This is a genomic window from Streptomyces thermocarboxydovorans, assembly GCF_039524635.1.
In the GTDB taxonomy this organism is placed as follows: domain Bacteria; phylum Actinomycetota; class Actinomycetes; order Streptomycetales; family Streptomycetaceae; genus Streptomyces; species Streptomyces thermocarboxydovorans.
In genome coordinates this window covers 42,724-66,152 of sequence record NZ_BAAAGU010000007.1, presented here as the reverse complement: position 1 = coordinate 66,152, position 23,429 = coordinate 42,724, and the positions used below count along the sequence as shown (strand labels likewise).

23 protein-coding genes and 1 pseudogene are annotated in these 23,429 nt (G+C 71.9%); 20 read left to right on the top strand and 4 right to left on the bottom strand.

Features of this window, described 5'->3' with window-relative positions:
• The first annotated feature begins 9 nt into the window (after positions 1 to 9).
• Complete coding sequence (locus ABD198_RS04730; RefSeq protein ID WP_343998061.1) at positions 10 to 1,284, top strand: PAS domain S-box protein; 1,275 nt, start codon at positions 10 to 12, stop codon at positions 1,282 to 1,284.
• Between the two features lie 25 nt (positions 1,285 to 1,309).
• A complete protein-coding gene (locus ABD198_RS04725) occupies positions 1,310 to 1,960 on the top strand; it encodes an ATP-binding protein (RefSeq protein ID WP_343998060.1) in 651 nt (216 codons plus the stop codon).
• A gap of 53 nt (positions 1,961 to 2,013) precedes the next feature.
• Here ABD198_RS04725 and ABD198_RS04720 read toward each other — a convergent pair whose 3' ends face one another.
• Complete coding sequence (locus ABD198_RS04720; protein WP_343998058.1) at positions 2,014 to 2,700, bottom strand: NADPH-dependent F420 reductase; 687 nt, start codon at positions 2,698 to 2,700, stop codon at positions 2,014 to 2,016.
• Positions 2,701 to 3,598: 898 nt separating this feature from the next.
• Between ABD198_RS04720 and ABD198_RS04715 the strand changes: the two genes are divergently transcribed.
• Complete coding sequence (locus tag ABD198_RS04715; protein WP_343998057.1) at positions 3,599 to 4,210, top strand: hypothetical protein; 612 nt, start codon at positions 3,599 to 3,601, stop codon at positions 4,208 to 4,210.
• Between the two features lie 534 nt (positions 4,211 to 4,744).
• Here ABD198_RS04715 and ABD198_RS04710 read toward each other — a convergent pair.
• Positions 4,745 to 5,110 (bottom strand): hypothetical protein, encoded by a 366-nt coding sequence (locus ABD198_RS04710; protein ID WP_343998055.1) that lies wholly within the window; start codon positions 5,108 to 5,110, stop codon positions 4,745 to 4,747.
• 396 nt (positions 5,111 to 5,506) lie between these two features.
• Between ABD198_RS04710 and ABD198_RS04705 the strand changes: the two genes are divergently transcribed.
• The 17 genes and pseudogenes from ABD198_RS04705 to ABD198_RS04630 all read left to right on the top strand — a co-directional run bounded on the left by ABD198_RS04705 (position 5,507) and on the right by ABD198_RS04630 (position 21,294).
• The gene (locus ABD198_RS04705) at positions 5,507 to 7,270 is read left to right on the top strand and encodes a hydrogenase maturation protein (RefSeq protein ID WP_343998054.1); all 1,764 of its coding nucleotides are present in this window, start codon (positions 5,507 to 5,509) and stop codon (positions 7,268 to 7,270) included.
• 57 nt (positions 7,271 to 7,327) lie between these two features.
• On the top strand, positions 7,328 to 8,416 hold the full coding sequence (locus tag ABD198_RS04700) for an NADH-quinone oxidoreductase subunit B family protein (protein ID WP_343998053.1): 1,089 nt from the start codon (positions 7,328 to 7,330) through the stop codon (positions 8,414 to 8,416).
• 75 nt (positions 8,417 to 8,491) lie between these two features.
• Positions 8,492 to 10,270, top strand: coding sequence for a nickel-dependent hydrogenase large subunit (locus ABD198_RS04695; RefSeq protein ID WP_343998052.1), 1,779 nt, complete (start codon positions 8,492 to 8,494; stop codon positions 10,268 to 10,270).
• Complete coding sequence (locus tag ABD198_RS04690) at positions 10,267 to 10,854, top strand: hypothetical protein (RefSeq protein WP_343998051.1); 588 nt, start codon at positions 10,267 to 10,269, stop codon at positions 10,852 to 10,854. The genes ABD198_RS04695 and ABD198_RS04690 overlap by 4 nt, the downstream gene beginning before the upstream one ends.
• A gap of 248 nt (positions 10,855 to 11,102) precedes the next feature.
• On the top strand, positions 11,103 to 11,708 hold the full coding sequence (locus ABD198_RS04685) for a DUF5947 family protein (RefSeq protein WP_343998116.1): 606 nt from the start codon (positions 11,103 to 11,105) through the stop codon (positions 11,706 to 11,708).
• Positions 11,705 to 12,343, top strand: coding sequence for a DUF6084 family protein (locus tag ABD198_RS04680; protein WP_343998050.1), 639 nt, complete (start codon positions 11,705 to 11,707; stop codon positions 12,341 to 12,343). The genes ABD198_RS04685 and ABD198_RS04680 overlap by 4 nt, the downstream gene beginning before the upstream one ends.
• A complete protein-coding gene (locus ABD198_RS04675) occupies positions 12,340 to 13,836 on the top strand; it encodes a hypothetical protein (protein ID WP_343998049.1) in 1,497 nt (498 codons plus the stop codon). The genes ABD198_RS04680 and ABD198_RS04675 overlap by 4 nt, the downstream gene beginning before the upstream one ends.
• On the top strand, positions 13,833 to 14,348 hold the full coding sequence (locus tag ABD198_RS04670; RefSeq protein WP_343998048.1) for a hydrogenase maturation protease: 516 nt from the start codon (positions 13,833 to 13,835) through the stop codon (positions 14,346 to 14,348). The genes ABD198_RS04675 and ABD198_RS04670 overlap by 4 nt, the downstream gene beginning before the upstream one ends.
• Positions 14,349 to 14,400: 52 nt before the next feature.
• Complete coding sequence (locus tag ABD198_RS30660) at positions 14,401 to 14,517, top strand: DUF6893 family small protein (protein ID WP_425580415.1); 117 nt, start codon at positions 14,401 to 14,403, stop codon at positions 14,515 to 14,517.
• Between the two features lie 162 nt (positions 14,518 to 14,679).
• Positions 14,680 to 15,075, top strand: a complete 396-nt coding sequence (gene hypA / locus ABD198_RS04665) for a hydrogenase maturation nickel metallochaperone HypA (protein ID WP_343998047.1) — start codon at positions 14,680 to 14,682, stop codon at positions 15,073 to 15,075.
• 2 nt (positions 15,076 to 15,077) lie between these two features.
• Positions 15,078 to 15,773, top strand: coding sequence for a hydrogenase nickel incorporation protein HypB (gene hypB, locus ABD198_RS04660; RefSeq protein WP_343998046.1), 696 nt, complete (start codon positions 15,078 to 15,080; stop codon positions 15,771 to 15,773).
• Positions 15,770 to 18,193, top strand: a complete 2,424-nt coding sequence (hypF, locus tag ABD198_RS04655) for a carbamoyltransferase HypF (protein ID WP_343998045.1) — start codon at positions 15,770 to 15,772, stop codon at positions 18,191 to 18,193. Before hypB ends, hypF begins: the two co-directional genes overlap by 4 nt.
• Before the next feature lie 10 nt (positions 18,194 to 18,203).
• Positions 18,204 to 18,512, top strand: a complete 309-nt coding sequence (locus tag ABD198_RS04650) for a HypC/HybG/HupF family hydrogenase formation chaperone (RefSeq protein ID WP_343998044.1) — start codon at positions 18,204 to 18,206, stop codon at positions 18,510 to 18,512.
• On the top strand, positions 18,509 to 19,693 hold the full coding sequence (gene hypD / locus ABD198_RS04645; RefSeq protein WP_343998043.1) for a hydrogenase formation protein HypD: 1,185 nt from the start codon (positions 18,509 to 18,511) through the stop codon (positions 19,691 to 19,693). The genes ABD198_RS04650 and hypD overlap by 4 nt, the downstream gene beginning before the upstream one ends.
• Positions 19,694 to 19,763: 70 nt before the next feature.
• Positions 19,764 to 20,756, top strand: coding sequence for a hydrogenase expression/formation protein HypE (hypE, locus tag ABD198_RS04640; protein ID WP_343998115.1), 993 nt, complete (start codon positions 19,764 to 19,766; stop codon positions 20,754 to 20,756).
• A 203-nt stretch (positions 20,757 to 20,959) separates the two neighbouring features.
• Positions 20,960 to 21,097: pseudogene (locus ABD198_RS04635) on the top strand (Scr1 family TA system antitoxin-like transcriptional regulator); the annotation flags it as partial.
• The gene (locus tag ABD198_RS04630) at positions 21,094 to 21,294 is read left to right on the top strand and encodes a DUF397 domain-containing protein (RefSeq protein ID WP_343998042.1); all 201 of its coding nucleotides are present in this window, start codon (positions 21,094 to 21,096) and stop codon (positions 21,292 to 21,294) included. The pseudogene ABD198_RS04635 and the gene ABD198_RS04630, both read left to right, overlap by 4 nt.
• A gap of 72 nt (positions 21,295 to 21,366) precedes the next feature.
• On the opposite strand, the gene ABD198_RS04625 is transcribed toward ABD198_RS04630, so the two are convergent.
• Positions 21,367 to 22,896: a UDP-N-acetylglucosamine 1-carboxyvinyltransferase gene (locus ABD198_RS04625; protein ID WP_343998040.1), complete on the bottom strand. Its 1,530-nt coding sequence runs from the start codon at positions 22,894 to 22,896 to the stop codon at positions 21,367 to 21,369.
• 79 nt (positions 22,897 to 22,975) lie between these two features.
• A complete protein-coding gene (locus ABD198_RS04620) occupies positions 22,976 to 23,179 on the bottom strand; it encodes a DUF4236 domain-containing protein (RefSeq protein ID WP_343998039.1) in 204 nt (67 codons plus the stop codon).
• Between the last annotated feature and the right edge of the window lie 250 nt (positions 23,180 to 23,429).

The following is a 23,429-nucleotide window of genomic DNA, read 5'->3' as shown; positions in this document are numbered from 1 at the left end:
GGGTCCGACATGAAGAACAAGACCGACGCGACGGCCACCTGTCCCGTCGCCGCCCGGGAACCGGGCACCCAGGTGATCCCCTCGCAGCCCGGCGCGCCGGGAACCGCGGAGGAGCGTTTCCGCGGGCTGCTGGAAGCGGCACCGGACGCCATGGTCATCGTCGACGACACGGGAACCATCAAGCTGGTCAACGCCCAGACCGAGGCGCTCTTCGGCTACCGGCGCGAGGAACTCCTCGGCCAGTCCGTCGAACTGCTCGTCCCGCACCGGCTGCGCGGTCACCACACGCAGCACCGCAGCGCTTACGCCGCGAACCGGCAGGTCCGTCCCATGGGGGCCGGGCTGGACCTGTACGGACTGCGCCGGGACGGCAGCGAGTTCCCGGTCGAGATCAGCCTCAGCCCCCTGGAGACCACCGAAGGGCTGCTCGTGTCGGCCGCCGTGCGCGACGTCAGCGACCGCAAGGCCGCCGAGGAGCGCATCAGCGAACTGGCCTCGCTGGTGGAGTCCTCCCAGGACGCCATCCTCGCCAAGACGCTCGACGGGTACATCACCTACTGGAACACGGCCGCCCAGCGGCTGTACGGATACACGGCCGCCGAGGCGACGGGCCGGCATGTGTCCCTGCTCGCCCCGGACGACCGGCACGAGGAGGTCACCGCGCTGCTCAGCCGCCTGCGGCGCGGTGAGAAGGTGGAGCACTTCGAGACCCTGCGCGTCACCAAGAGCGGCGCCCTGCTGGACGTCGACGTCACCGTGTGGCCGCGGCGGGCCCCGGACGGCACGGTCATCGGCGCCTGCGCCATCGTCCGCGACATCAGCGACCGCAAGCGGGCCGAGGCGAAGCTGACCGAGCTGTACGAACAGCAGCGCCATGTCGCCCTCACCCTGCAGCGCAGCCTGATGGGCACGCCGCCCGCCGTCCCCGAACTCGTCACCGCCAGCCGCTACCGGCCCGCCACCCAGGGCGCCGGGGTGGGCGGCGACTGGTTCGACCTCGTCCCGCTCGGCGCCGGCCGGGTCGGTGTCCTGATCGGCGATGTGATGGGCCGCGGCCTGGAGGCGGCCGCCGTGATGGGTCAACTGCGCTCGGCGGCCCACGCGTTGGCCAAGACCGGCATGCAGCCCCAGGGGCTGATGCAGACCCTGGACACCTGCGTGGCCGACCTGGACGTCCCCGACCAGCTGGTCACCTGCTGCTACCTGGTCGTCGCCGCCGACGAGGGCGAGGTGACCCTGTGCTCCGCCGGCCACCTCCCGGTCCTGGTTCGCCGCGCCCGGTGAGGCGGCACGCCCGCTGCCCGCCTCGGTGAACGCACCCCTCGGCGTCGGCGACGTCCTGTACGAGCAGTCCACGTCCCCGGTCCCGCCCGGCGCGACCCTGGTGCTGTACACCGACGGCCTGATAGAGACCCCCGACTGCGACATCGAGGACCGGATCCGCCAGCTGACGTCCACCTGCGGCTCGCTGCTCACCACCCGCACACCGAGCCTGGACACGGCGGCCGACCGCATCCTGTCCACGCTGCGCCCGGACGCCGAGGGGCACGACGACGACGTCACCCTCCTGCTGGTCCAGCTGCCCGCGGCGCCCCTCGCCTCCGCCACGACGGCCCTGCCCGCCCGCCCCGAGTCCGTGCACGAGGGGCGTTCCTTCCTCGCCAAGACCCTCGCCGCATGGGGCTGCCAGGAGAAGACCGACGACGCACGGCTCCTCGTGTCCGAGCTGCTCACCAATGCGGTGCAGCACGGCCGCGGGCCCATCACCCTGCATGTGTGCCGCACCGCCGCGGAACTCACGGTCGAGGTGAGCGACGGCAGTTGTCATCTGCCGGAACCCCGTCGTGCCGAGGAGGACGAGGAGTCCGGCCGCGGCCTCAATCTGGTCCGCATGCTCGCGGACAGCTGGGGCGCCCGCCCCACCGACGAGGGGAAGCGCACCTGGTTCACCCTGCGGTGACCGGCGGTCAGACCCTGCGGTGACCGGTGGTCAGACCCTGCGGTGACCGGCGGTCAGGCGCGGGCGATGTGGAAGTTGAAGTCCGGGTGGCCGAACGCTCCGAACAGGCGCAGCCACATCGGCAGCAGCATCTCGGCACCGCGGGCGGTGGTGATGTCGCCGAGGTCCAGCACGGCGGACCGTGGCCAGCCGAAGGAGATCAGCAGCTCGGTCACCTGCTCCTTGGCGGCGGCGTCGTCGCCCGAGACGAACGCGTTGTGCTCGCCCGGCACACGGGAGGGATCGACCATGATCCGGCAGTTCATGGTGTTGAGGGTCTTGACGACCTTCGCCTCGGGGAAGGCCCGCTGGATCTGCTCGGCGAGGCTGTCGGTGTTGACCGGGTTCAGCACCGGCGGCATTCCGGCGGAGGCGTCCAGCGGGTTGGCGATGTCGATCAGCACCTTGCCCGCGAGGTTGTCCGCGCCCGCGGCGGTCAGGGCCGCGAGACTGGCGCCGCCCGAGGTCGCGTTGACCACGGCCTGCGCCTGCGAGGCGGCCTCGGCATAGGGCGCGGGCCGCACCTCGGGGTGAGCCGTGTGCCATTCGGCGAAGGGCGGGTTGCCCATGGGGTCGGGCTCGGTGCGGGCGAGGGTCGCCTGCACGTCACGGGTGCCGATCAGGGCCTGGTGGCCGAGCGCGGCGAGTCTGGCGGCGATGGTCCGGCCTACGATGCCGGTGCCGAGGACGGCGTAGCGCATGAGCGGATCCTTTCCGGTCGCGGAACGCCCCGTGGCGTCCGCGTGCCACGGGAGAGAAGCGGCGGGCTTCTCAACGCAGTGTCCGGACCGCGACGCGGCTCCGAGCGGTCCGACACGCACCGGTCGGCTCCCCGGCACACGCCGGTCGGCTCCCCGGCACACGCCGGTCGGCTCCCCGGCACACGCCGGTCGGCTCCCCGGCACACGCCGGCCGGCTCGCCGGTCCGCGCCGGCCGGCTTCCCGATCCGCCCCCCGGTCGGCCCCCTCGCCCCAGGCCGAGCGGCTCTCGCGCCGGGCCGAGCGGCCCTCGCGCCGGGCACCCTGCGCGCATGAAGACGTCGTTTCGTTCGGCGTGATCGCTCGCGGGCCGTGCATGACTGCTCTGGTGGAGCGGTTGGTTCCGGACGAGTGGGTGCTGTTCCGTGCAGGGGCCCGGGGCGGTGGCCGCCCGCTGCCGCGAGGTGGACAGGGTTACCGCGGGTCGCGGAGTGGCTGCGGCTGAGATGTCCGCCCGGATGTGTCCCAAAACTGCGGTGCATGTCCGTTGTTGTGCATGTCAAGATCGCCGCATGAGGAAGATCATCGCATTACCGGCCGCTGTCCTTTGCGCTGCTTTTCTCCTGTCCGGCGCTTCCCCCGCGCAGGCCAAGCCGAATCCGGCGATGCCGGACCCGTTCGACAAGCGAGTCCGGTGCACGTCGACTGATGCCGGGAGTACGACGGCGTTGCCATCAAGACCGGCGGCAAGCCCGCACAGGTCAAATTCACTGTGATCGTGCAGTACACGCGCAAGACGAAGGACAGAAGGTACGACGCCGGTAAGGGGCAGAAGATAGGTGTCATCAACGCCTTCTGCCGCAACCAGCCGCACAACAAGTGTCCCGGATGGATGAACAAGTGACGGATCCCGAAGACCGGGATCAGCAGGCGGCTGTCAGCCGTCTGCTGATCCACTACCTCAACGCGCCCCTCGCCGAGGACTGGCACCTGCGTGGTGTCCTGCCCGCCCCGGGCGCCGTACGCATCGCCGTCCATGCCGGGGACGACGAGGACGGCGCCACGTTCCTGTACGAGATCCCTCACGACGTTGTAGCCCCCTACTACATCCCCGGAATCCTGCGCACCGTGCTGAAAGGCACGCAGCTCTACAGCAGCAGCGACATCAGCGAGGCCATGGGGATGACCGTCGTCCGCCTCCGGCCCGAGGAGATCACCCCGGACCCCGAACCCGAAGAGGGTCAGGTGCTCACTGTCGTGCGGGCGCTGTCCGACCCCGGCGACGAGGAAAACCCTTTCCTGGTCGGTTTTCTGATGTGTGGTCATGCAGTGCTGCGCCTGTATGTGCAGCGGCCCGATCAGCCCGGCATCATCGGCGTCGACATCCGGCTGACCAACGCACCCACGGCGCTGATCGCCGCTCTTCCCAGCCTGATCACGGAAGAGCAGTACCAGCAGCCCGCCGGTGACGACCCGCACTGCGATCTGCTCGTCGACCTGACGGACTGGTAGCAGGCCCGCTCTCACAGTATGCGCACCCGCATATCAGGCCGGTGCTGCTGCCGTCGTCGGATGGTCATTGCGGGTCATGGGCGGGGCCCGGCGGCGGCCTCAGGGCCGCTCCGGGCTGCTCACGGACGCCTGTGCCCGTGCCGCCGGGTGATCCGCTCCCTGGCCCAGTGATCATGAACGGTCCACCTCCGGTCACCATGGCGAGGAGCGTCCGGTCACCCTGGCGAGGAGCGTGCGGCGAGGTCACGGACCCGTCCTGGCCGATGTCCGTCTTGTTCCAGCCGGCCGCGATGACGATCCGCACACCGAGCCCCTGCCGCCGGCGCGGGGAGCGGGAATCTGGGGCTTCCAGCTGCGGCCGGAGCCACCCGACGCGACGCGCCTGGTCGTCCGTACGCGCGGGCGTGCCCGGCCGCTCCGGCTCACCCGGCCGGTCGATCTGCTGCTCCGGGAGCCCGCGCACTGGATGATGCGGGCGCGCCAGTTCCACACCTGCGCACCGGCTCGCCGCGAGCGCATGACGCAGGTGCCCGGTCAGGAGTCGTCCTCCGGGTCGACGCCCGTGAACTCCGAGGCGTCCTTGCTGCCGGCGGGGCGCCCGGAAGGGCCCCTGCGCTCGGTGTCCCGCTTGCCCTGCTGCGGCTCGGCGCCGTACTCCTCGCCCCGCCGGGTGTCGCTCTTCGCCACGTCGCCGGGGACGGAGGTGCGTTCCTCCTTCGACGGTTCGCGCCCCGCTCCGCGCGACGGCGCGTGCTCCTCCGGGTGGAAGGAGCGGCGGGCGCTGGGGTTGTCCTGCTGTCGCTGCTCGTCGACGTCGGGCGACCAGCCGTGGTGCTCCGAGCCCTGGTGACGGCTGGGCCCGTGATCGTCCGACGGTCGTGACTCGTGCCTCCTGGCCATGTGCCGACCTGCCTGTCCGCTGTCGTGTCCTGCGCGCTCTGCGCGTCCTGCGTGTCATCGAGGGCACACCTCGCGCGCCTGGACACCCCGGGTTCCCGCAAGCGGACATATCAGTCATATCGCCCGGCCCGCCGTGCGAGCAGCCCGATCCGCCGTGCGAGCAGCCCGATCCGCCGTGCGAGCCGCCCGGCCCGCCGTGCGAGCCGCCCGGCCCGCCGTGCGAGAAGCCCCCGGGTTCGTCACCCGCCCCGTCACACGCCCGCAGCCTTCCATGTGGCGGGAAGCGCGCCTCGTACGAGTGATGAACGGGATTCATTGCCGCGGCCCCGGGGCCTGGATGCCGGACGATCGCAGCCCGTGGCCCAGCCGCCCGCGCCGCAACCCGGAAGACCCGACATGCGCATCCTGCTCATCGCCAGTGCCTACAACAGCCTCACGCAGCGCGTGCACGCCGAGCTCCGCGACCGCGCCCACACCGTCGCCGTCGAGGTGACCGCCACGGGCGACGACGTGCGCGCCGCCGTCGAGCGGCACGCGCCCGATCTCCTCCTGGCCCCGATGCTGAAGACGGTCGTCCCGCGTGACGTGTGGACCAGGCACACCTGCCTGATCGTCCATCCGGGCCCCGTGGGCGACCGCGGCCCCTCCTCCCTCGACTGGGCGCTGCAGGAGGGCGCAGCCGAGTGGGGCGTCACCGTGCTGCAGGCCGAGGCGGAGATGGACGCCGGGCCGGTGTGGGCAACGGCCGGCTTCCTCGTGCCGCCGGGGGCCGGCAAGAGCGACCTGTACCGCAATGAGCTGGCGGACGCGGCCCTCGACGCCGTGCTGACGGCGGTGGAGAGGTTCGCCTCCGGCACCTTCGCCCTCGCCGACCAGCGCACCCTGCCGAGCGCTCCCGGGGCCCGCACCCGGCCCCCGATGCGCCAGGAGACGCGCCGCATCGCGTGGGCCGAGGACACCACGGAGACGGTTCTGCGCAAGCTCCGGGCCGCCGATTCCCAGCCCGGCGTGCTGGACACGCTGCTCGGTGGCGAATGGTTCCTGCACGGCGGCCACGCCGAGCACCGGCTGCGCGGCCTCCCCGGTGAGCTGCTGGCGACCCGTGCGGGCGCCGTGTGCCGGGCGACGACGGACGGCGCGGTGTGGATCCCGGAGCTGCGGGAGCGCAGCCGCCCCGGTGAGCCGCGCGCCTGCAAGCTGCCCGCCACCCTGGCCCTGGCCGGGCGCCTGCCCCGGCTGCCGGAGGCGCCCCTGCCGGTGCTGCCATCCGCCGAGGACACCGAGGACACCGAGGACACCGGGGGCACCTGGTCGGACATCCGCTACCGGGAGCACGGGCCGGTCGGCGTGCTGTCCTTCTCGTTCCCGGGCGGCGCCATGTCCACCGGCCACTGCCGGCGCCTGCTGGCGGCCTACCGGGCCGCGCTGGAGCGGCCCACCACGGTCCTGGTGCTCGGCGGCGCCCGGGACTTCTTCTCCAACGGCATCCACCTGGGCGTCATCGAGGCCGCACCCGACCCGGCGGCCGAGTCCTGGGCCAACATCAACGCCATGAACGACCTGGTCGAGGCCGTTCTGACCACCGCGGACCGGCTGGTCGTCGCCGCGCTCGGCGGCAACGCGGCCGCCGGCGGGGTCATGCTGGCGCTCGCGGCGGACGAGGTGTGGTGCCGCTCCGGTTCCGTGCTCAATCCGCACTACCGGCTGATGGGCCTGTACGGCTCGGAGTACTGGACGTACACCCTGCCCCGCCGGGTCGGCCCCACGGCGGCCGAGCGGCTGATGACGCAGGCGCTGCCGGTCAGCGCCGCCAAGGCCGTGGAACTGGGTCTGGCCGACCGGCTCGTCGAGTGCGCTCCGGCGCGCTTCACCGCCGAGGTAACCCGACTGGCCGAACTCTGGGCGGCTTCTCCCGGGGCGCCCGCACGGCTCGCCGAGAAGAAGGCGGAGAGCGAGCTGCGGGAGGCGCTCACCCCGCTGGCTGCGGTCCGCGCGCGAGAACTCGACCGCATGCGCAGGATTTTCTTCGACCCCGGATCGCCGTACCACGCGCTGCGCCGGGCGTTCGTACACAAGCAGACCGCGCCCGTACGCGAGCGGTCCGCGTCGTCCGAGCGCATCGGCTCCGCTGCGGAGACGGAGCAGGTGGCCGACTCTTAGCAGGAACCCCAGGGGCCGACGCATCGGCTCTGCCGCATTCCTCCCCGGGAGGCATTGATGAACGCAGCATCCCCGGCCACGAGCGAGGCGCCGGACGCCTCCGGCGCGGTCGGCACGGACGACAGGCCGATCCACATCCTCTGGATCAACGCCGGTCTGAGTTGCGACGGCGACTCGGTCGCCCTGACGGCCGCCATGCAGCCCAGCATCGAGGAGATTGCCCTGGGCGCGCTGCCCGGGCTGCCGAAGATCGCCGTGCACTGGCCGCTGATCGACTTCGAGTGCGGCCCGGTCGGCGGGGCGGACACGTTCATCGAGTGGTTCTTCAAGGGCGAGCGCGGCGAGATCGACCCCTTCGTGCTCGTGATCGAGGGGTCCATCCCCAACGAGGACATCAAGCCGGAGGGCTACTGGTGCGGCTTCGGCGACAACCCGGAGACCGGCCAGCCCATCACCACCAGCGAGTGGATCGACCGGCTGGCGCCCAAGGCGCTCGCCGTCGTCGCGATCGGCACCTGCGCCACCTACGGCGGCATCCACGCCATGGCCGGCAACCCCACCGGCGCCATGGGCGTGCCCGACTACCTGGGCTGGGACTGGAAGTCCAAGGCGGGCATCCCCATCGTCTGCGTGCCGGGCTGCCCCATCCAGCCCGACAACTTCGCCGAGACCCTCACCTACCTGCTCTACCAGGCCGCCGGCTCGGCGCCGATGATCCCGCTGGACGACAAGCTCCGCCCCACCTGGCTGTTCGGGGCGACCGTGCACGAGGGCTGCGACCGGGCCGGCTACTACGAGCAGGGCCAGTTCGCGCTGTCGTACGACTCGCCGCAGTGCCTGGTGAAGATCGGCTGCTGGGGGCCGGTCGTGAAGTGCAATGTGCCCAAGCGCGGCTGGATGAACGGGATCGGCGGCTGCCCGAACGTGGGCGGCATCTGCATCGCCTGCACCATGCCCGGTTTCCCCGACAAGTTCATGCCGTTCATGGACGAGCCCCCCGGCGCCAAGCTCTCCAGCACCGGCAGCCGCGCCTACGGTGCGCTGGTCCGCCGGCTGCGCTCCATCACGGCCGACACCGTGGACAAGGAACCCAAGTGGCGCCACACCGGCCGGAAGATCACCACCGGCTACCGGCCGCCGTGGTGAGGCCCCCGCACCCGATCACCGTCGGCACTCCCCCCGCTCGCACACCCCGACCGACCGAAGGGCAGCACAGACACGATGGCGACGACGACCACCGGTGACAGCACCGGCCTGGTGGAGATGGCGTGGGACCCGATCACCCGGATCGTGGGCAGCCTCGGCATCCACACGAAGATCGACTTCAAGCAGAAGCGGGTGGCGGAGTGCTACAGCACCTCGTCGGTGTTCCGCGGCTACAGCGTCTTCATGCGCGGCAAGGACCCGCGCGACGCGCACTTCATCACCAGCCGCATCTGCGGCATCTGCGGCGACAACCACGCCACCTGCTCGGTGTACACGCAGAACATGGCCTACGGGGTGAAGCCCCCGCACCTCGGTGAATGGATCATCAACCTCGGTGAGTCCGCCGAGTACATGTTCGATCACAACATCTTCCAGGAGAACCTGGTCGGGGTCGACTACTGCGAGAAGATGGTCCGCGAGACCAACCCGGGCGTTCTCGAACTCGCCGAGCGCACCGAGGCCCCGCACGCCGCCGAGCACGGCTACCGCACGATCGCCGACATCATGCGCTCCCTCAACCCGCTGGAGGGCGAGTTCTACCGGGAGGCGCTCCAGGTCAGCCGGTACACGCGGGAGATGTTCTGCCTGATGGAGGGCCGCCACGTCCACCCCTCCACGCTGTACCCGGGCGGCGTCGGCACCGTCGCCTCCGTGCAGCTCTTCACGGACTACATGAGCCGCCTGATGCGCTACGTCGAGTTCATGAAGCGCGTCGTGCCGCTCCACGACGACCTGTTCGACTTCTTCTACGAGGCGCTGCCCGGCTACGAGAACGTCGGCCGCCGCCGGGTGCTGCTGGGCTGCTGGGGCGCCCTCAACGACCCCGAGTACTGCGACTTCACCTACGCCAACATGACCGACTGGGGCCGGCGCATGTTCGTCACCCCGGGCGTGATCGTGGACGGCAAACTGGTCACCAACGACCTGACCGAGATCAACCTCGGCATCCGCATCCTGCTGGGCAGCTCCTACTACGAGGACTGGGAGGGCCAGGAGCAGTTCGTCACCCGGGACCCGCTCGGCAACCCGGTCGACCCGCGCCACCCGTGGAACCAGCACACCCTCCCCGCCCCGCAGAAGCGGAACTTCGACGACAAGTACAGCTGGGTGATGTCGCCCAGGTGGTTCGACGGCGAGAACCACCTGGCCCTGGACACCGGCGGCGGCCCCATCGCCCGGCTGTGGTCCACCGCCCTGTCGGGGCTGGTCGACATCGGCTACGTCAAGGCGACCGGGCACAGCGTCGTCATCAACCTGCCGCGCACCCTGACCAAGCCGGAGACCACCTTCGAGTGGAAGATCCCGCAGTGGAGCAACGCCCTGGAGCGCAACCGCGCCCGCACCTACTTCCAGGCGTATTCGGCCGCGGTCGCCCTGCACTTCGCGGAGAAGGGCCTGGAGGAGGTGCGCGCCGGACGCACCCAGACCTGGGAGAAGTTCGAGGTCCCCGACGAGTCCATCGGCGTCGGCTTCACCGAGGCGGTGCGCGGCGTGCTCTCGCACCACCTGGTCATCCGGGACGGCAAGATCGCCAACTACCACCCGTACCCGCCGACCCCGTGGAACGCCTCCACCCGCGACAGCTACGGCACGCCCGGCCCCTACGAGGACGCGGTGCAGAACACGCCCATCTTCGAGGAGAACCCGCCGGAGAACTTCAAGGGCATCGACATCATGCGGGCCGTGCGCAGCTTCGACCCGTGCCTGCCGTGCGGTGTCCACATGTATGTGGGCGGAGGCAGGACGGTGAAGAGCATGCACGTCCCCACCGGCCTGAGCGGCCTGGCCGGATGAGCGGCGCGCAGGGCGCGGCGGACCGCGGCACGGTGAGCGCCGAGGCGGCCGGGCGCATGGTCGAGGAGGTCCTCGACCTCCTCGCCGCGAGCGGCGACCGCACCGCGTGCGAGGCCGCGGAGGAACTCGTCCGGGTGCTCATGCAGTTCTACGGCGCCGGCCTCGCCCGCATCGTGGAGCTGCTGGGGCGTCACCCCGGCGCACCGGGCGAACAGGCCCTCACCGCGCTGCTCGACGACGACCTGGTGGCGAGCCTGCTGGTGCTGCACGACCTGCACCCGGCCGACGTGGAGACCCGCATCGCCCGGGCGCTGGACGCCGTGCCGTACCCCGTGGAGAACGCCGGCTTCGACGCGGACTCGGGCACCCTGCGGCTGCGGCTCACCGGATCGGCCGGCTGCGGCAGCACCCGCGAGGCCGTGGAACAGGCGGCCCGGGACGCCCTGGCGGGCCTGGCCCCGGAGGTCACCGAGGTGCGGCTGGACGCGGACGCGGCCCGCGAGCCGGTGCTGCTGCAGATCGGGTCGGGGCCGCCCGCCGCGCAGAGCACGAACGGCCGCCCGCCAGCCGGCCGGGCCTCGTGAGCGGCGCACCCAGCGCCGAGCGGCGCACGTACGGCCCCGGCGCCGAGCGGCCCGCCCACGGCTCCGGCACCGACAGGAACGCGTACGCCTCCGGCGCCGAGAAGAGTGCCTGTGGCCCCGGCACCGACCGGAGCGCGTACGGCTCCGGCGCCGAGAGGAGCGCCCATGGCCCCGGCACCGACCGGACCCCCGCCCCGGGTGACCGGCACGGTCCCGGTGCCGCACGGCCGGGCGGTCTGGCGCGGTTCCTGGCCCCCCGCGGTCCCCGCGAGGAGCGCTGCGAGCTGTGCGCAACACCGCTGCCCGGCGAGCACCACCGGCATCTCGTCGACACCGAGCGGCGGTCCCTGGCCTGCGCCTGCGATCCGTGCGCCCAGGTGCTGGAACGCCCGGGCGCGGCCGGCGGGCGCTTCCGGACCGTCCCCGGCCGCTGTCTGACCGACCCGGCGCACGGCATCGACGAGGGGACCTGGGAGCGGCTGGGCATCCCGGTGGGTGTCGTCTTCCTGTTCCGCAACTCCGCGCTCGGCCGCACGGTCGCCTTCTACCCGAGCCCGGCCGGGGCGACCGAGAGCGAACTGGACCCGGAGACCTGGCAGTCGGTGCTCAGCGGCTCCCCGCTGGCCCGGCTCCTCGAGGCCGACGTGGAGGCGCTGCTGCTGCGCAAGCACGAGGGCCGGGTGGAGTGCCATCTGGTGCCGATCGACATCTGCTACGAGCTGGTGGGCCGCATGCGCCTGCACTGGCAGGGCTTCGACGGCGGTGCCGAGGCACACGCCGAACTGGCCGCCTTCTTCGCCCATGTCCGCGAGCGGGCCCGCGACGCCCGTCAACCGCGCAGGAGTCACGCGTGACCGAGTTCGCCTTCAGCTGCACCGGCGTGCGCGCCGACCCGTACGCGGCCGGCCCCACCCTGGTGTTCCGGCTGCGCGTCACGGCGTCCCCGGACACCCGGGTGCACGCGCTGGCGCTGCGCTGCCAGATCCGCATCGAACCCGCCCGGCGCGCCTACGACGACACCGAGGCGGCGGCCCTGGGAGACCTCTTCGGCGAACGCTCCCGGTGGGGGAGCAGCCTCAACCCCGTGCAGTTCGCCCAAGTCCCCCTGATGGTGCAGAGCTTCACCGGCCAGACGGATGTCGACCTGCCGGTGCCCTGCACCTACGACGTGGACATCGCCTCCACCCGCTACTTCCACGCACTCTACGACAGCGAAGTACCCCTGCTGATGCTGTTCTCCGGCACCGCCTTCACCGGCACCGGCGGCTTCCACGTCGAACCGGTCCCCTGGGACCGGGAGGCCACCTTCCGGATGCCGGTGAAGATCTGGCGGGAGATGATCGAGCAGCACTTCCCGGGCTCGGCCTGGGTGCGGCTGCCGCGGGACACCATGGACGCGCTGCTCGCCTACCGGTCCCGGAGGGCGCTGCCCTCCTGGGAGGCGACCGTGAACCGGTTGCTGGCGGCGGCCGGGGAGGGGACACCGTGACCACGACGCCCATCACCACATTCCCCCCGGCGACCGAGAACCGCCTGGCCGTCGCCCGCCAGGTCGCCGACGCCGTGCTCTTCGAGGGATACGTGCTGTACCCGTACCGGGCGTCGGCCGCGAAGAACCGGCTGCGCTGGCAGTTCGGGGTGCTGGTGCCGCCGTCGTGGACCACCGCGGCCGACGAGCACGACTTCCAGCACACCGAACTGCTGATGGAGCCCCGGCGCGGCGCGGCCCTCGCCGTCGAGGTGCGCTTCCTGCACGCCCAGCGGCGCACGGTCCAGCGGGCCCTGCCGGACGGCCGGTTCGAGACCGTGCCCGAACTCCGCCTCGACGACCGGGTCCTGGTGCCCTGGGACGAGGGCACCGAGGAGCAGGTCCGTTTCACCGTCCCGGTGGAGGAACTGACCGGCCCCGGCCTGGAGTTGCCCATCTCCCGTCCCGCGGCCGAGGAGACCGAGCCGGTCGAGGACGCCGAAGGACGGATCGTGGGACGGCTGGTGCGGCACCGCGAGGACATCGCCGGCCGCGTGCGCCTGTCGGCGGAGCCTCTCGACGGGCCGTACACCGCGCAGCGCCTGACCCTCGTGGTGGAGAACACCAGCACCTGGCTGCCGGCCGAGGGCGAGGACCGCGACGCCGCCCTGCTGCGCTCCCTCGTCGCCACACACACCCTGCTGTGCCTGGACACCGGCGCCTTCCTGTCGCTGACCGACCCGCCGGAGTGGGCCGGGCCCGCGGTCGCGGCCTGCCGCAATCTGCACACCTGGCCGGTGCTGGCCGGGGAGCCGGACTCCCGCGACCTGGTGCTCTCCTCACCGATCATCCTCGAGGACCACCCGGCCATCGCCCCCGAGAGCCCCGGCGCCCTGTACGACGCCACGGAGATCGACGAGATCCTGGCGCTGCGCACCGCGGCCCTCACCGACGAGGAGAAGCGGGAGGCCAGGGGCACCGATCCCCGGGCCGCCGCGGTGATCGACCTGGCCGACTCGATGCCTCCCGAGGTGCTGGAACGCCTGCACGGCGCGGTGCGCGGCCTGCGCGAGATCACCACGCCGGGCGCGCCCGCGCCGTACTCCTCCGGAGCCGGGGAAGTCCCGGTCTTCCGCGAGAGCGCCGACCCGACCGGCGGGCCGGCGGCGGCGCCCGGCCCCGGCTTCCCCCGGCCGGAGGCCCCCTGGTGGGACCCGGGCGCGGACGCCTCCGTCGACCCTGCCAGGGACCACGTCCTGATCGACGGACAGAAGGTCCGGGCCGGAAGCCGGGTGGTGCTGCGGCCACGGCTGCGGCACACCGACGCCCAGGACCTCTTCCTCGACGGCCGGCCGGCCCTGGTGGAGGCGGTGCTGCACGACGTCGACGGCGGGGTGCACATCGCGGTCACCGTCGAGGACGACCCGGGCGCCGACATCCGCCGGGAACAGGGCCGGTACCTCTACTTCCAGCCCGACGAAGTCGTCGTCGCGAGCACCGAGGAGGACGCGTGAGCAACGGGTCCGGCAGTCCCGCGCGCACCCTGGTCGCCGGGGTGGGCAACATCTTCCTGGGCGACGACGGCTTCGGCGTCGAGGCCGCCCGCGTCCTGGCCGGGCAGGACCTCCCGGAGGGCGTCGAGGTCGCCGACATCGGCATCCGCGGCGTGCACCTGGCCTACCAGCTGCTCGACGGCTACGACACGCTCGTCCTCCTCGACGCCACGGCACGGGGCGGCGAGCCGGGCACGCTGTACCTCATCGACGCCACCGACCCCGGGACCCGGCAGCAGCCGGACGGTGTCGCCCTGGACGGCCACCGCATGTCCCCGGACGCCGTACTGGCGCTGCTGGACGCCCTGTGCGCGGGCACGGGCGCACAACCGCCGCGGCGCACCCTGGTGGTGGGCTGCGAACCGGCCTCCGTCGAGGAGCGCATCGGCCTCAGCCCCCAGGCGGCCGCGGCAGTGCCCGAGGCGGTGCGCATGGTCGGTGAACTGATCCGCGCCGAGGCCGTCGTGACATGAGCCGCGCTCGGACGAGCCGCCCATCCCTCCCATCCCCTTCACGGAGAGCACCATGAAGAAGCGAGTCATCGGCGGCGCCGCCGCCATGGTCACGGCCACCGCGCTCGCGGCGGTCGTCGCAGCCGTCTGGCCCGACGTGCAGCGTTATCTGCGCATCCGCAGGATGTGACCGCAGGATGTGACGCCCGCCCCGCAGAGCGGTCCGCGCAGGGGCATGCACCGATCGGGTTGTCCGGCCGGCCCGGCGCGGCGTGCCGGTCGGTGCTCCGTACCCGCCGCGCCTCTAATGGGCGGGGCAGCAAGGACTTCCCCGGCCCAGGACGGAGCGACGATGCACGAGATGTCCGTCGCGCTGTCGGTGGTCGACCAGGTCGAGCAGGCGGCGCGGGCCAACGCGGCCCAGGGCGTGCGGCAGGTCGGGGTGGACATCGGCGAACTGGCCGGAGTCGTCCCGGACTCGCTCGCCTTCTGCTTCGAACTGGCCTGCGCCGGAACGGTTCTGGAGGGCGCCCGGCTGGTGATGCGCTCCGTGCCGGGCCGGGCGAGCTGTGAGCCGTGCGGGCGCACCTGGGACACCGGAATGCCGCCCGACCTGGTGTGCGCACAGTGCCGCTCGGCCGCGACCGAGCTGCTGTCGGGACGCGAGCTGCGCATCACCGAAGTGCAGTGGACCACCGAGGCCGACGCGCCCCCGCCCACACCCGCCGGTCGATCCGAGGAGAACTGACCATGTGCCGCACAGTCGACCTCCGCCAGGCCGTGCTCGCCAAGAACACCATGGCCGCGAACATCCTGCGCACCGAACTGACGGCCCGCGGCACGACAGTGATCAACCTCCTGTCGAGCCCCGGCAGCGGCAAGACGGCCCTGCTGGAGCGTGAACTGCTGCTGGCCCGGGAACGCGGCATCGCCGCCGCGGCCCTCACCGCCGACCTCGCCACGGAGAACGACGCCACCCGCCTCGCCCGTTCCGGCGTCCCGGTCAAGCAGGTACTCACCGACGGGCTGTGCCACCTGGAGGCGGACATGCTCGCCGGCCATCTGCACGACTGGCTGCCCGAGGACACCCGTCTGCTGTTCGTGGAGAACGTGGGCAATCTGGTCTGCCCGGCCTCCTACGACCTGGGCGAGTCGCTGCGCGTGGTGCTGGCCTCGGTCACCGAGGGCGAGGACAAGCCGCTGAAGTACCCCACCGCCTTCGGCCTGGCCAACCTGGTGGTCGTCACCAAGTCCGACCTGGCCGGACCGGCCGAGTTCGACGAGGCCGCGTTCCGCGACCATGTGGAGCGGGTCAACCCGGGCGTGGAGGTGGTGCTCACCTCCGTGCGCAGCGGGGAGGGCGCGGGCGTGCTGGTCGACCGGGCCCTCGCCGTCGCCGAGGGGCAGGCCGTCCACGCTCCGGTGATGGCCCGGACCGAGGCGTGAGCGGCACCCCGGGCGTCGACGCCCCCGAGCGGGACGGACAGACCGTCCGGCGGGCCCGGATCGTCGTACGGGGCGTGGTGCAGGGCGTGGGGTTCCGGCCGTTCGTGTACGGGCTCGCCACCCGGCTGCGGCTCGCGGGGCATGTCACCAACACCGGCGAAGGCGTCGTGGTGGAGGTCGAGGGCCCGCCGGACGCGGTGGACCGCTTCCGCTCCCGGCTCGCCCCGGAGGCGCCGCCGCTGGCCTCGGTCGAATCGGTCGAGTCGGCCGAGCTTCCGGCCATCCGGGAGAGCGGCTTCCGCATCGTGCCGTCCCGCACGGACGGGCCCGTGCGCACGCTGGTGGCACCCGACACCGCGACCTGCGACGCCTGCCTGAGGGAACTGGCCGACCCGCACGACCGGCGTCACCGCCACCCGTTCATCACCTGCACCCACTGCGGTCCGCGCTTCACCATCGTCACCGGCCTCCCCTACGACCGCGCGCACACGACGATGGCGCGGTTCCCGCTCTGCCCGGACTGCGACCGCGAGTACCACGACCCCGCCGACCGCAGATTCCACGCACAGCCCGTGGCCTGCCCGCACTGTGGTCCGCGGCTGCGGTTCGTCCCCGCGCAGGGCCGTACGGGCCCGGTGTACGGCGAAGCGGCCCTCGCCGCGGCCCGGGCGTTGCTCGCGGCGGGAGGGATCCTCGCCGTCAAGGGCCTCGGCGGATACCACCTCGCCTGCGACGCGACCCGGGCCGGCACAGTCGCCGAACTGCGCCGCCGCAAGGCACGGGGGGACAAGCCGTTCGCGCTGATGGCCCGGGACATCCACGACATCGAGCACCTGGTCCACCTGGGCCCGCTGGAACGGCAGTTGCTCACCGGGCGGGTGCGTCCCATCGTCCTGCTGCGCCGGCGCGGTGGCGCCGAGCCCTCGGCCGGACGCACCCTGCCCGCCGACGCGGTCGCACCGGGCAGCCCGGACCTCGGGATCATGCTGCCGTACACGCCGCTGCACCATCTCCTGCTGGCGCAGGCCCGTCCGGGCACCGACGACGGCCCGGCGCCGGGCCTGCTGGTGATGACCAGCGGGAATCTCTCCGGAGAGCCCATCGTCACCGACGACGACGAGGCCCTGGAGCGCCTTGCCGTCCTCGCCGACGCCTGGCTGATGCACGACCGGCCCATCCATGTGCCGTGCGACGACTCCGTGGTGCGGGTCTGCGACGGCGAGTCACTCGTGCTGCGCCGCTCCCGGGGCTATGCCCCGCTGCCGGTCACGCTGCCCGTGCGGGTCGACGCGGCGCTCGCGGTCGGCGGCGACCTGAAGAACGTCCTCTGCCTGGGGCAGGGCGACAAGGCCTGGCTGTCCGCCCACATCGGCGACATGGACGACCTGGCCACCCAGCGCGCGTTCGGCCGCACCGAGCGGCAACTGGAGTCGATCACCGGCGTCCGCCCCGGCCTCCTCGTCACCGACACACACCCTGCCTACCGTTCGGCCGCCTGGGCCCGGCAGCACGCCGACGGCCGGACGGTGGCCCGGGTGCAGCACCATCACGCCCACATCGCCTCGGCGCTGGCCGAGAACGGCGTACCGGCGGGCACCCAGGTGATCGGGGTCGCCTTCGACGGCACCGGGCACGGCGACGACGGGGCCGTCTGGGGCGGTGAGTTCCTGCTCGCCGGCTACGGGGGCTTCCGCCGGTTCGCCCACCTGTCCTACGTTCCGCTGCCCGGCGGGGACGCCGCCGTGCGGCGCCCGTACCGCATGGCGCTGGCCCATCTGCACGCCGCGGGTCTGCCGGCCGACCCGGACCTGCCCTGCACGGCCGCCTGCCCGCCACCCGAACTCGACGTCCTGCGCCGGCAGTTGGAGCGCGGCCTGAACTGCGTACCGGCCTCCAGCATGGGCCGGCTCTTCGACGCCGTCGCATCGCTGACCGGGGTCTGCCACTACGCCGGCTACGAGGCACAGGCCGCGATCGAGCTGGAGGCGGCGGCCGTCTCGGCGGGTGCCGCGCCCGAGGACCCGCGCTACGTCTTCGGCCTGGCCGATGACGCAACGCCGGAGGGGGCACCGCTCACAGCAGACCCGGCGCCGCTGCTTGCGGCCGTCGCGGCGGATGTGCGGCAGGGAGTGCCGGCTCCCGTGATCGCCGCCCGATTCCATCTGGCCGTCGCCCGGATGGTGCGGGACGTGTGCCGCGCCTCCCGCGAGGCGTCCGGCCTGCACACGGTGGCGCTGACCGGCGGCGTCTTCGCCAACACGCTGCTCTCCTCGGCCTGTGCGCGGGGGCTGCGGGAGGACGGATTCACCGTGCTGCGCCATCGCGAGATCCCGCCCAACGACGGCGGGCTGGCCCTCGGGCAGCTCGTCGTCGCCGCACGGACAGGTGCGCCGGGCGCGGCAGTTGAGCACCAGCAGTGAGGAGACACGCATGTGCCTGGCGGTACCCGGCAGAGTGCTGGCCGTCGAGGAACGGGACGGCACCCGGATGGCCACCGTCGACTTCGGCGGGGTGGTCAAGGACGTGTGCCTGGAGTATCTGCCCGATCTGAAGGTCGGGGAGTACGCCATCGTCCACGTCGGCTTTGCCCTGCAACGGCTGGACGAGGAGTCCGCACGCCGGACCCTCGAGCTGTTCGAGAACCTCGGCATGCTCGAGGAGGAGTTCGGCGACCCATGGGAACAGGCCGCGCAGGCCGGATCGGCAGACAGTGACCTGGCCGGGGAGGTGCGGCAGTGAAGTACATCGACGAATTCCAGAACCCTCAGCTCGCGCAGCGGCTGCTCGACGACATCAAAGCCACGGTGACCAGGCCGTGGGCGCTGATGGAGGTGTGCGGCGGCCAGACGCACACGATCATCCGCCACGGCATCGACCAACTGCTCCCCGAGGGCGTCGAGTTGATCCACGGTCCCGGCTGCCCGGTGTGCGTGACACCGCTGGAGGTCATCGACAAGGCCTTGGAGATCGCCTCCAGGCCCGACGTGATCTTCTGCTCCTTCGGTGACATGCTGCGCGTGCCCGGGACCGGACGGGACCTGTTCCAGGTGCGCGGCGAGGGCGGCGACGTACGGGTGGTGTACTCCCCGCTGGACGCGCTGCGGATCGCCGGGGAGAACCCGGACCGCCAGGTGGTCTTCTTCGGCATCGGCTTCGAGACGACCGCACCACCCAACGCCATGACGGTCTATCAGGCCCGCAAGCACGGCATCCGCAACTTCAGCCTGCTCGTCTCGCACGTCCGGGTCCCGCCCGCGATCGAGGCGATCATGCACTCGCCCGACTGCCGGGTGCAGGGCTTCCTGGCCGCCGGCCACGTCTGCAGCGTGATGGGCACGCAGGAGTACCCGGAGCTCGCCGAACGCTTCAAGGTGCCCATCGTCGTCACCGGCTTCGAACCCCTCGACATCCTCGAGGGAGTCCGGCGCACCCTGCAGCAGCTGGAGCGGGGCGAGCACGCCGTCGACAACGCCTATCCGCGCGCGGTGCTGGCCGAGGGCAACCCGGCCGCGCGGGCCATGCTCGACGACGTCTTCGAGGTCACCGACCGCTCCTGGCGCGGCATCGGGGTCATCCCCGACAGCGGCTGGCGGCTGTCGTCCCGCTACCGGGACTACGACGCCGAGTACCGCTTCGACGTCGGCGACATCACCACCCGGGAACCGGCCGCCTGCCGCAGCGGCGAGGTGCTGCAGGGCCTGCTCAAGCCCCATGAGTGCGAGGCGTTCGGCACGACCTGCACGCCGCGGACCCCGCTCGGCGCCACCATGGTCTCCAGCGAGGGCGCCTGCGCGGCCTATTACCTGTACCGGCGGCTCGACCTGCCGGCCCGCCCGGCCGCAGCCGCCTCGACCGCCGGCTCGACCTCCGCTTCGACATCCGCCTCGACCCCGGACCTGGAGGGCAGCTCCGTTGTCTGACACGAACGCTGTCGTGGACGCCCTGTCGTGGACGTGCCCGGCGCCCCTGCGTGACCGGCCTCGGGTGGTGATGGGTCACGGGGGCGGCGGCGCGATGTCCGCCGAACTCGTCGAGCAGATCCTGCTTCCGGCCCTCGCCGGGCCCGAGCCCGCCCCGCTCACCGACTCCGCGGTGGTCGAACTCGGCGGCGCCCGCCTCGCCTTCTCCACCGACTCCTTCGTCGTCCGCCCGCTGTTCTTCCCGGGCGGCAGCATCGGTGACCTGGCGGTCAACGGCACCGTCAACGACCTCGCCATGAGCGGCGCCCGCGCGGCCTTCCTGTCCTGCGGGCTGATCCTGGAGGAGGGCGTCGGCATCGACACCGTCACCCAGGTCGCCGAGGCGATCGGCGCCGCCGCCCGCGCCGCGGACGTACGGGTGGTGACGGGTGACACCAAGGTGGTGGAGGCGGGTCACGGCGACGGCGTCTACATCAACACCGCCGGTGTCGGCCTGGTCCCGGCCGGGGCCGACCTGCGCCCCGACCGGGTGGTGCCGGGCGATGTGGTCCTGCTCAGCGGCCCCATCGGCCTGCACGGCGTGGCGATCCTCAGCGAGCGGGAGAACCTGGCCTTCGAGAGCGACGTCCGCAGCGACTGCGCCGCGCTCGGCGGCCTCGTCGAGGCGATGCTGTCGGTCACCACCACCAACCTGCATGTGCTGCGCGACCCGACCCGCGGCGGCCTGGCCGCCTCGCTCAACGAGATCGCGACGGCCGCCGGCTGCGGGGTCGTCGTCCAGGAGCGCGCCGTCCCCGTGCCGCCGTCGGTCGCCGGAGCCTGCGCCATGCTGGGCCTGGACCCGATGTACGTGGCGAACGAGGGCAAGCTCGTGGCCTTCGTGGCCCGGGAGCACGCCGACGAGGTCCTCGCCGCGATGCGGGCCCACCCGCTGGGCGCCGAGGCCGCGATCATCGGCGAGGCCGTCGCGGACCACCCGGGCATGGTGGTGGCCCGGACCGGACTCGGCGGCACCCGAGTCGTGGACATGCCGCTCGGGGAGCAACTGCCCCGGATCTGCTGAATGCAGGGGTACGTCATGGGCACCTAGCTAGGTGGCCGCGAACCCCGGCCTTGGCGTAGGGAGGTCAACCCCCGCAGGCGCGGGGACGACTTACCGGAGAGGTACATGGCACTGGACTCGGGGGGACAACCCCCGCAGACGCGGGGACGACCGCGCGCTCGACTCCGTAGGCATACCGCGCGAGGGACAACCCCCGCAGGCGCGGGGACGACGACGGACGTTTGATTATGGACCCAAAACAGGTGAGTGTGCTCTGCCAGCGCTATGAAACACTGCGCTCCCAGGCCCTGAGCCCGAAGGATTCCAGGGACCTGCTGGAGCGACTGCGAGGAGAGCTATGAGCAGCGGTACGACAGAACTCGCCTGGTTCAAGTCCAGCTACAGCGGCAGCCAGGGCGACAGCTGTGTAGAGGTCGCCATCGCCGAACAGGCCGTTCACGTACGGGACTCCAAGGACCTGTCTCGTACGCGCTTCGCGGTGAACCGCGAACACTGGGCGCCCTTCGTGGATTTCGTCGCCGGGAGCACCGAGGCGTAGCCGCCGGTCCCCCTCCTGACCGCCGGGCAACGGCCCACGGTCAGGAGGGAGCGGTGTGAAAAACCGGGGACCTCAGATGTCCCGGAAGATCTCGATCTGCGCGCCGATCGAGTTCAGGCGCTCGGCGAGATCCTCGTAACCCCGGTTGATGACATACACGTTGCGCAGGACCGACGTGCCCTCCGCCGCCATCATCGCCAGCAGGACGACGACCGCGGGCCGCAGCGCGGGCGGGCACATCATCTCGGCCGCGCGCCAGCGGGTCGGGCCCTCGACCAGGACGCGGTGCGGGTCCAGCAGCTGCAGGCGGCCGCCGAGGCGGTTGAGGTCGGTCAGGTAGATGGCGCGGTTGTCGTAGACCCAGTCATGAATCAGCGTCTTGCCCTGCGCCACCGCCGCGATCGCCGCGAAGAACGGCACGTTGTCGATGTTCAGGCCGGGGAACGGCATCGGGTGGATCTTGTCGATGGGCGCCTCCAGCTTGGAGGGGCGCACCGTCAGGTCCACCAGGCGGGTACGGCCGTTGTCGGCGAAGTACTCGGGCGTGCGGTCGTGGTCGAGGCCCATCTCCTCCAGGACCGCCAGCTCGATCTCCAGGAACTCGATCGGCACCCGGCGGATCGTCAGCTCCGACTCCGTCACCACGGCGGCGGCGACCAGACTCATCGCCTCGACCGGGTCCTCGGAGGGCGAGTAGTCGACGTCGACGTCGATGTCCGGCACGCCGTGCACGGTGAGCGTGGTGGTGCCGATGCCGTCGACCTTCACGCCCAGCGCCTCCAGGAAGAAGCACAGGTCCTGGACCATGTAGTTGGAGGAGGCGTTGCGGATGACGGTGATGCCGTCGTGCCGCGCGGCGGCCAGCAGGGCGTTCTCCGTGACCGTGTCCCCGCGCTCGGTCAGCACGATCGGGCGGTCGGGGCTGACCGAGCGGTCCACCACCGCGTGGTACTGGCCCTCGGTGGCGGCGATCTCCAGGCCGAACCGCCGCAGCGCGATCATGTGCGGCTCGACGGTGCGGGTGCCGAGGTCGCAGCCACCGGCGTAGGGCAGCTTGAAGCGGTCCATCCGGTGCAGCAGCGGGCCGAGGAACATGATGATCGAGCGGGTGCGGCGGGCGGCGTCCGCGTCGATGGCGTCCAGGTCCAGCTCGGCCGGCGGCACGATCTCCAGGTCGGTGCCGTCGTTGATCCACCGGGCGCGCACACCGATGGAGCCCAGCACCTCCAGGAGGCGGTAGACCTCCTCGATGCGCGCGACGCGGCGCAGCACGGTGCGTCCGCTGTTGAGCAGCGAGGCGCACAGCAGGGCCACGCACGCGTTCTTGCTCGTCTTCACATCGATGGCGCCGGAGAGCCGGCGGCCGCCGACCACGCGCAGATGCATCGGACCGGCGTAACCCAGGGACACGATCTCGCTGTCCAGGGCCTCGCCGATGCGGGCGATCATCTCAAGGCTGATGTTCTGGTTGCCGCGCTCGATGCGGTTGACGGCGCTCTGGCTGGTGGCGAGGGCCTCGGCCAGCTGCGCCTGCGTCCAGCCCCGGTGTTGCCGGGCGTCGCGGATGAGCTTGCCGATGCGTACGAGGTAGTCGTCTGCCATGGGGTTGAGGTTATCTCAGATATGAGATGCCACCTCTCGGGGGGTCCATTCGGGTGACACGGCGTCAAACTTGCCCGATTCATCCCCTGGTGCTACGTGTGTTCCGCGTCCGCCGCCAGCCGAAAGGTCCCGGCAAATCCATGGATGTCGTACGACGTCCGGTACTGCTCCGAGTGTACCGGGGGCCCTTGCCGCCGCCGGTGGTGATGGACCAGGACCGCTTGTTGATGTTCAGCCGCACCCCCGGAAGGATCCGGAAGCTCTTGCGGAAAGTGAGCGGCACCCCTGCCTCCCTCGTATGAGTATCTGACCCTGCCTCAGTGCGGCTACCCCGAATGTACGGGGTCATGGACCGGGGGTGCGGGGCTCGGGGTGCCGGGGTGCACTGGAGGGGGTGCGTCGGTCGTGCGCGGGCGTCGTGCCAGGGCATGCCGCAGGCCGCGCCGGGGCGCGCCGGGAGTCCGGGCATGACCATTCGGCGCCCGTGTACTAGAGTTATCTCGACATCGAGATATCTGCCGAGGCGCACCGCG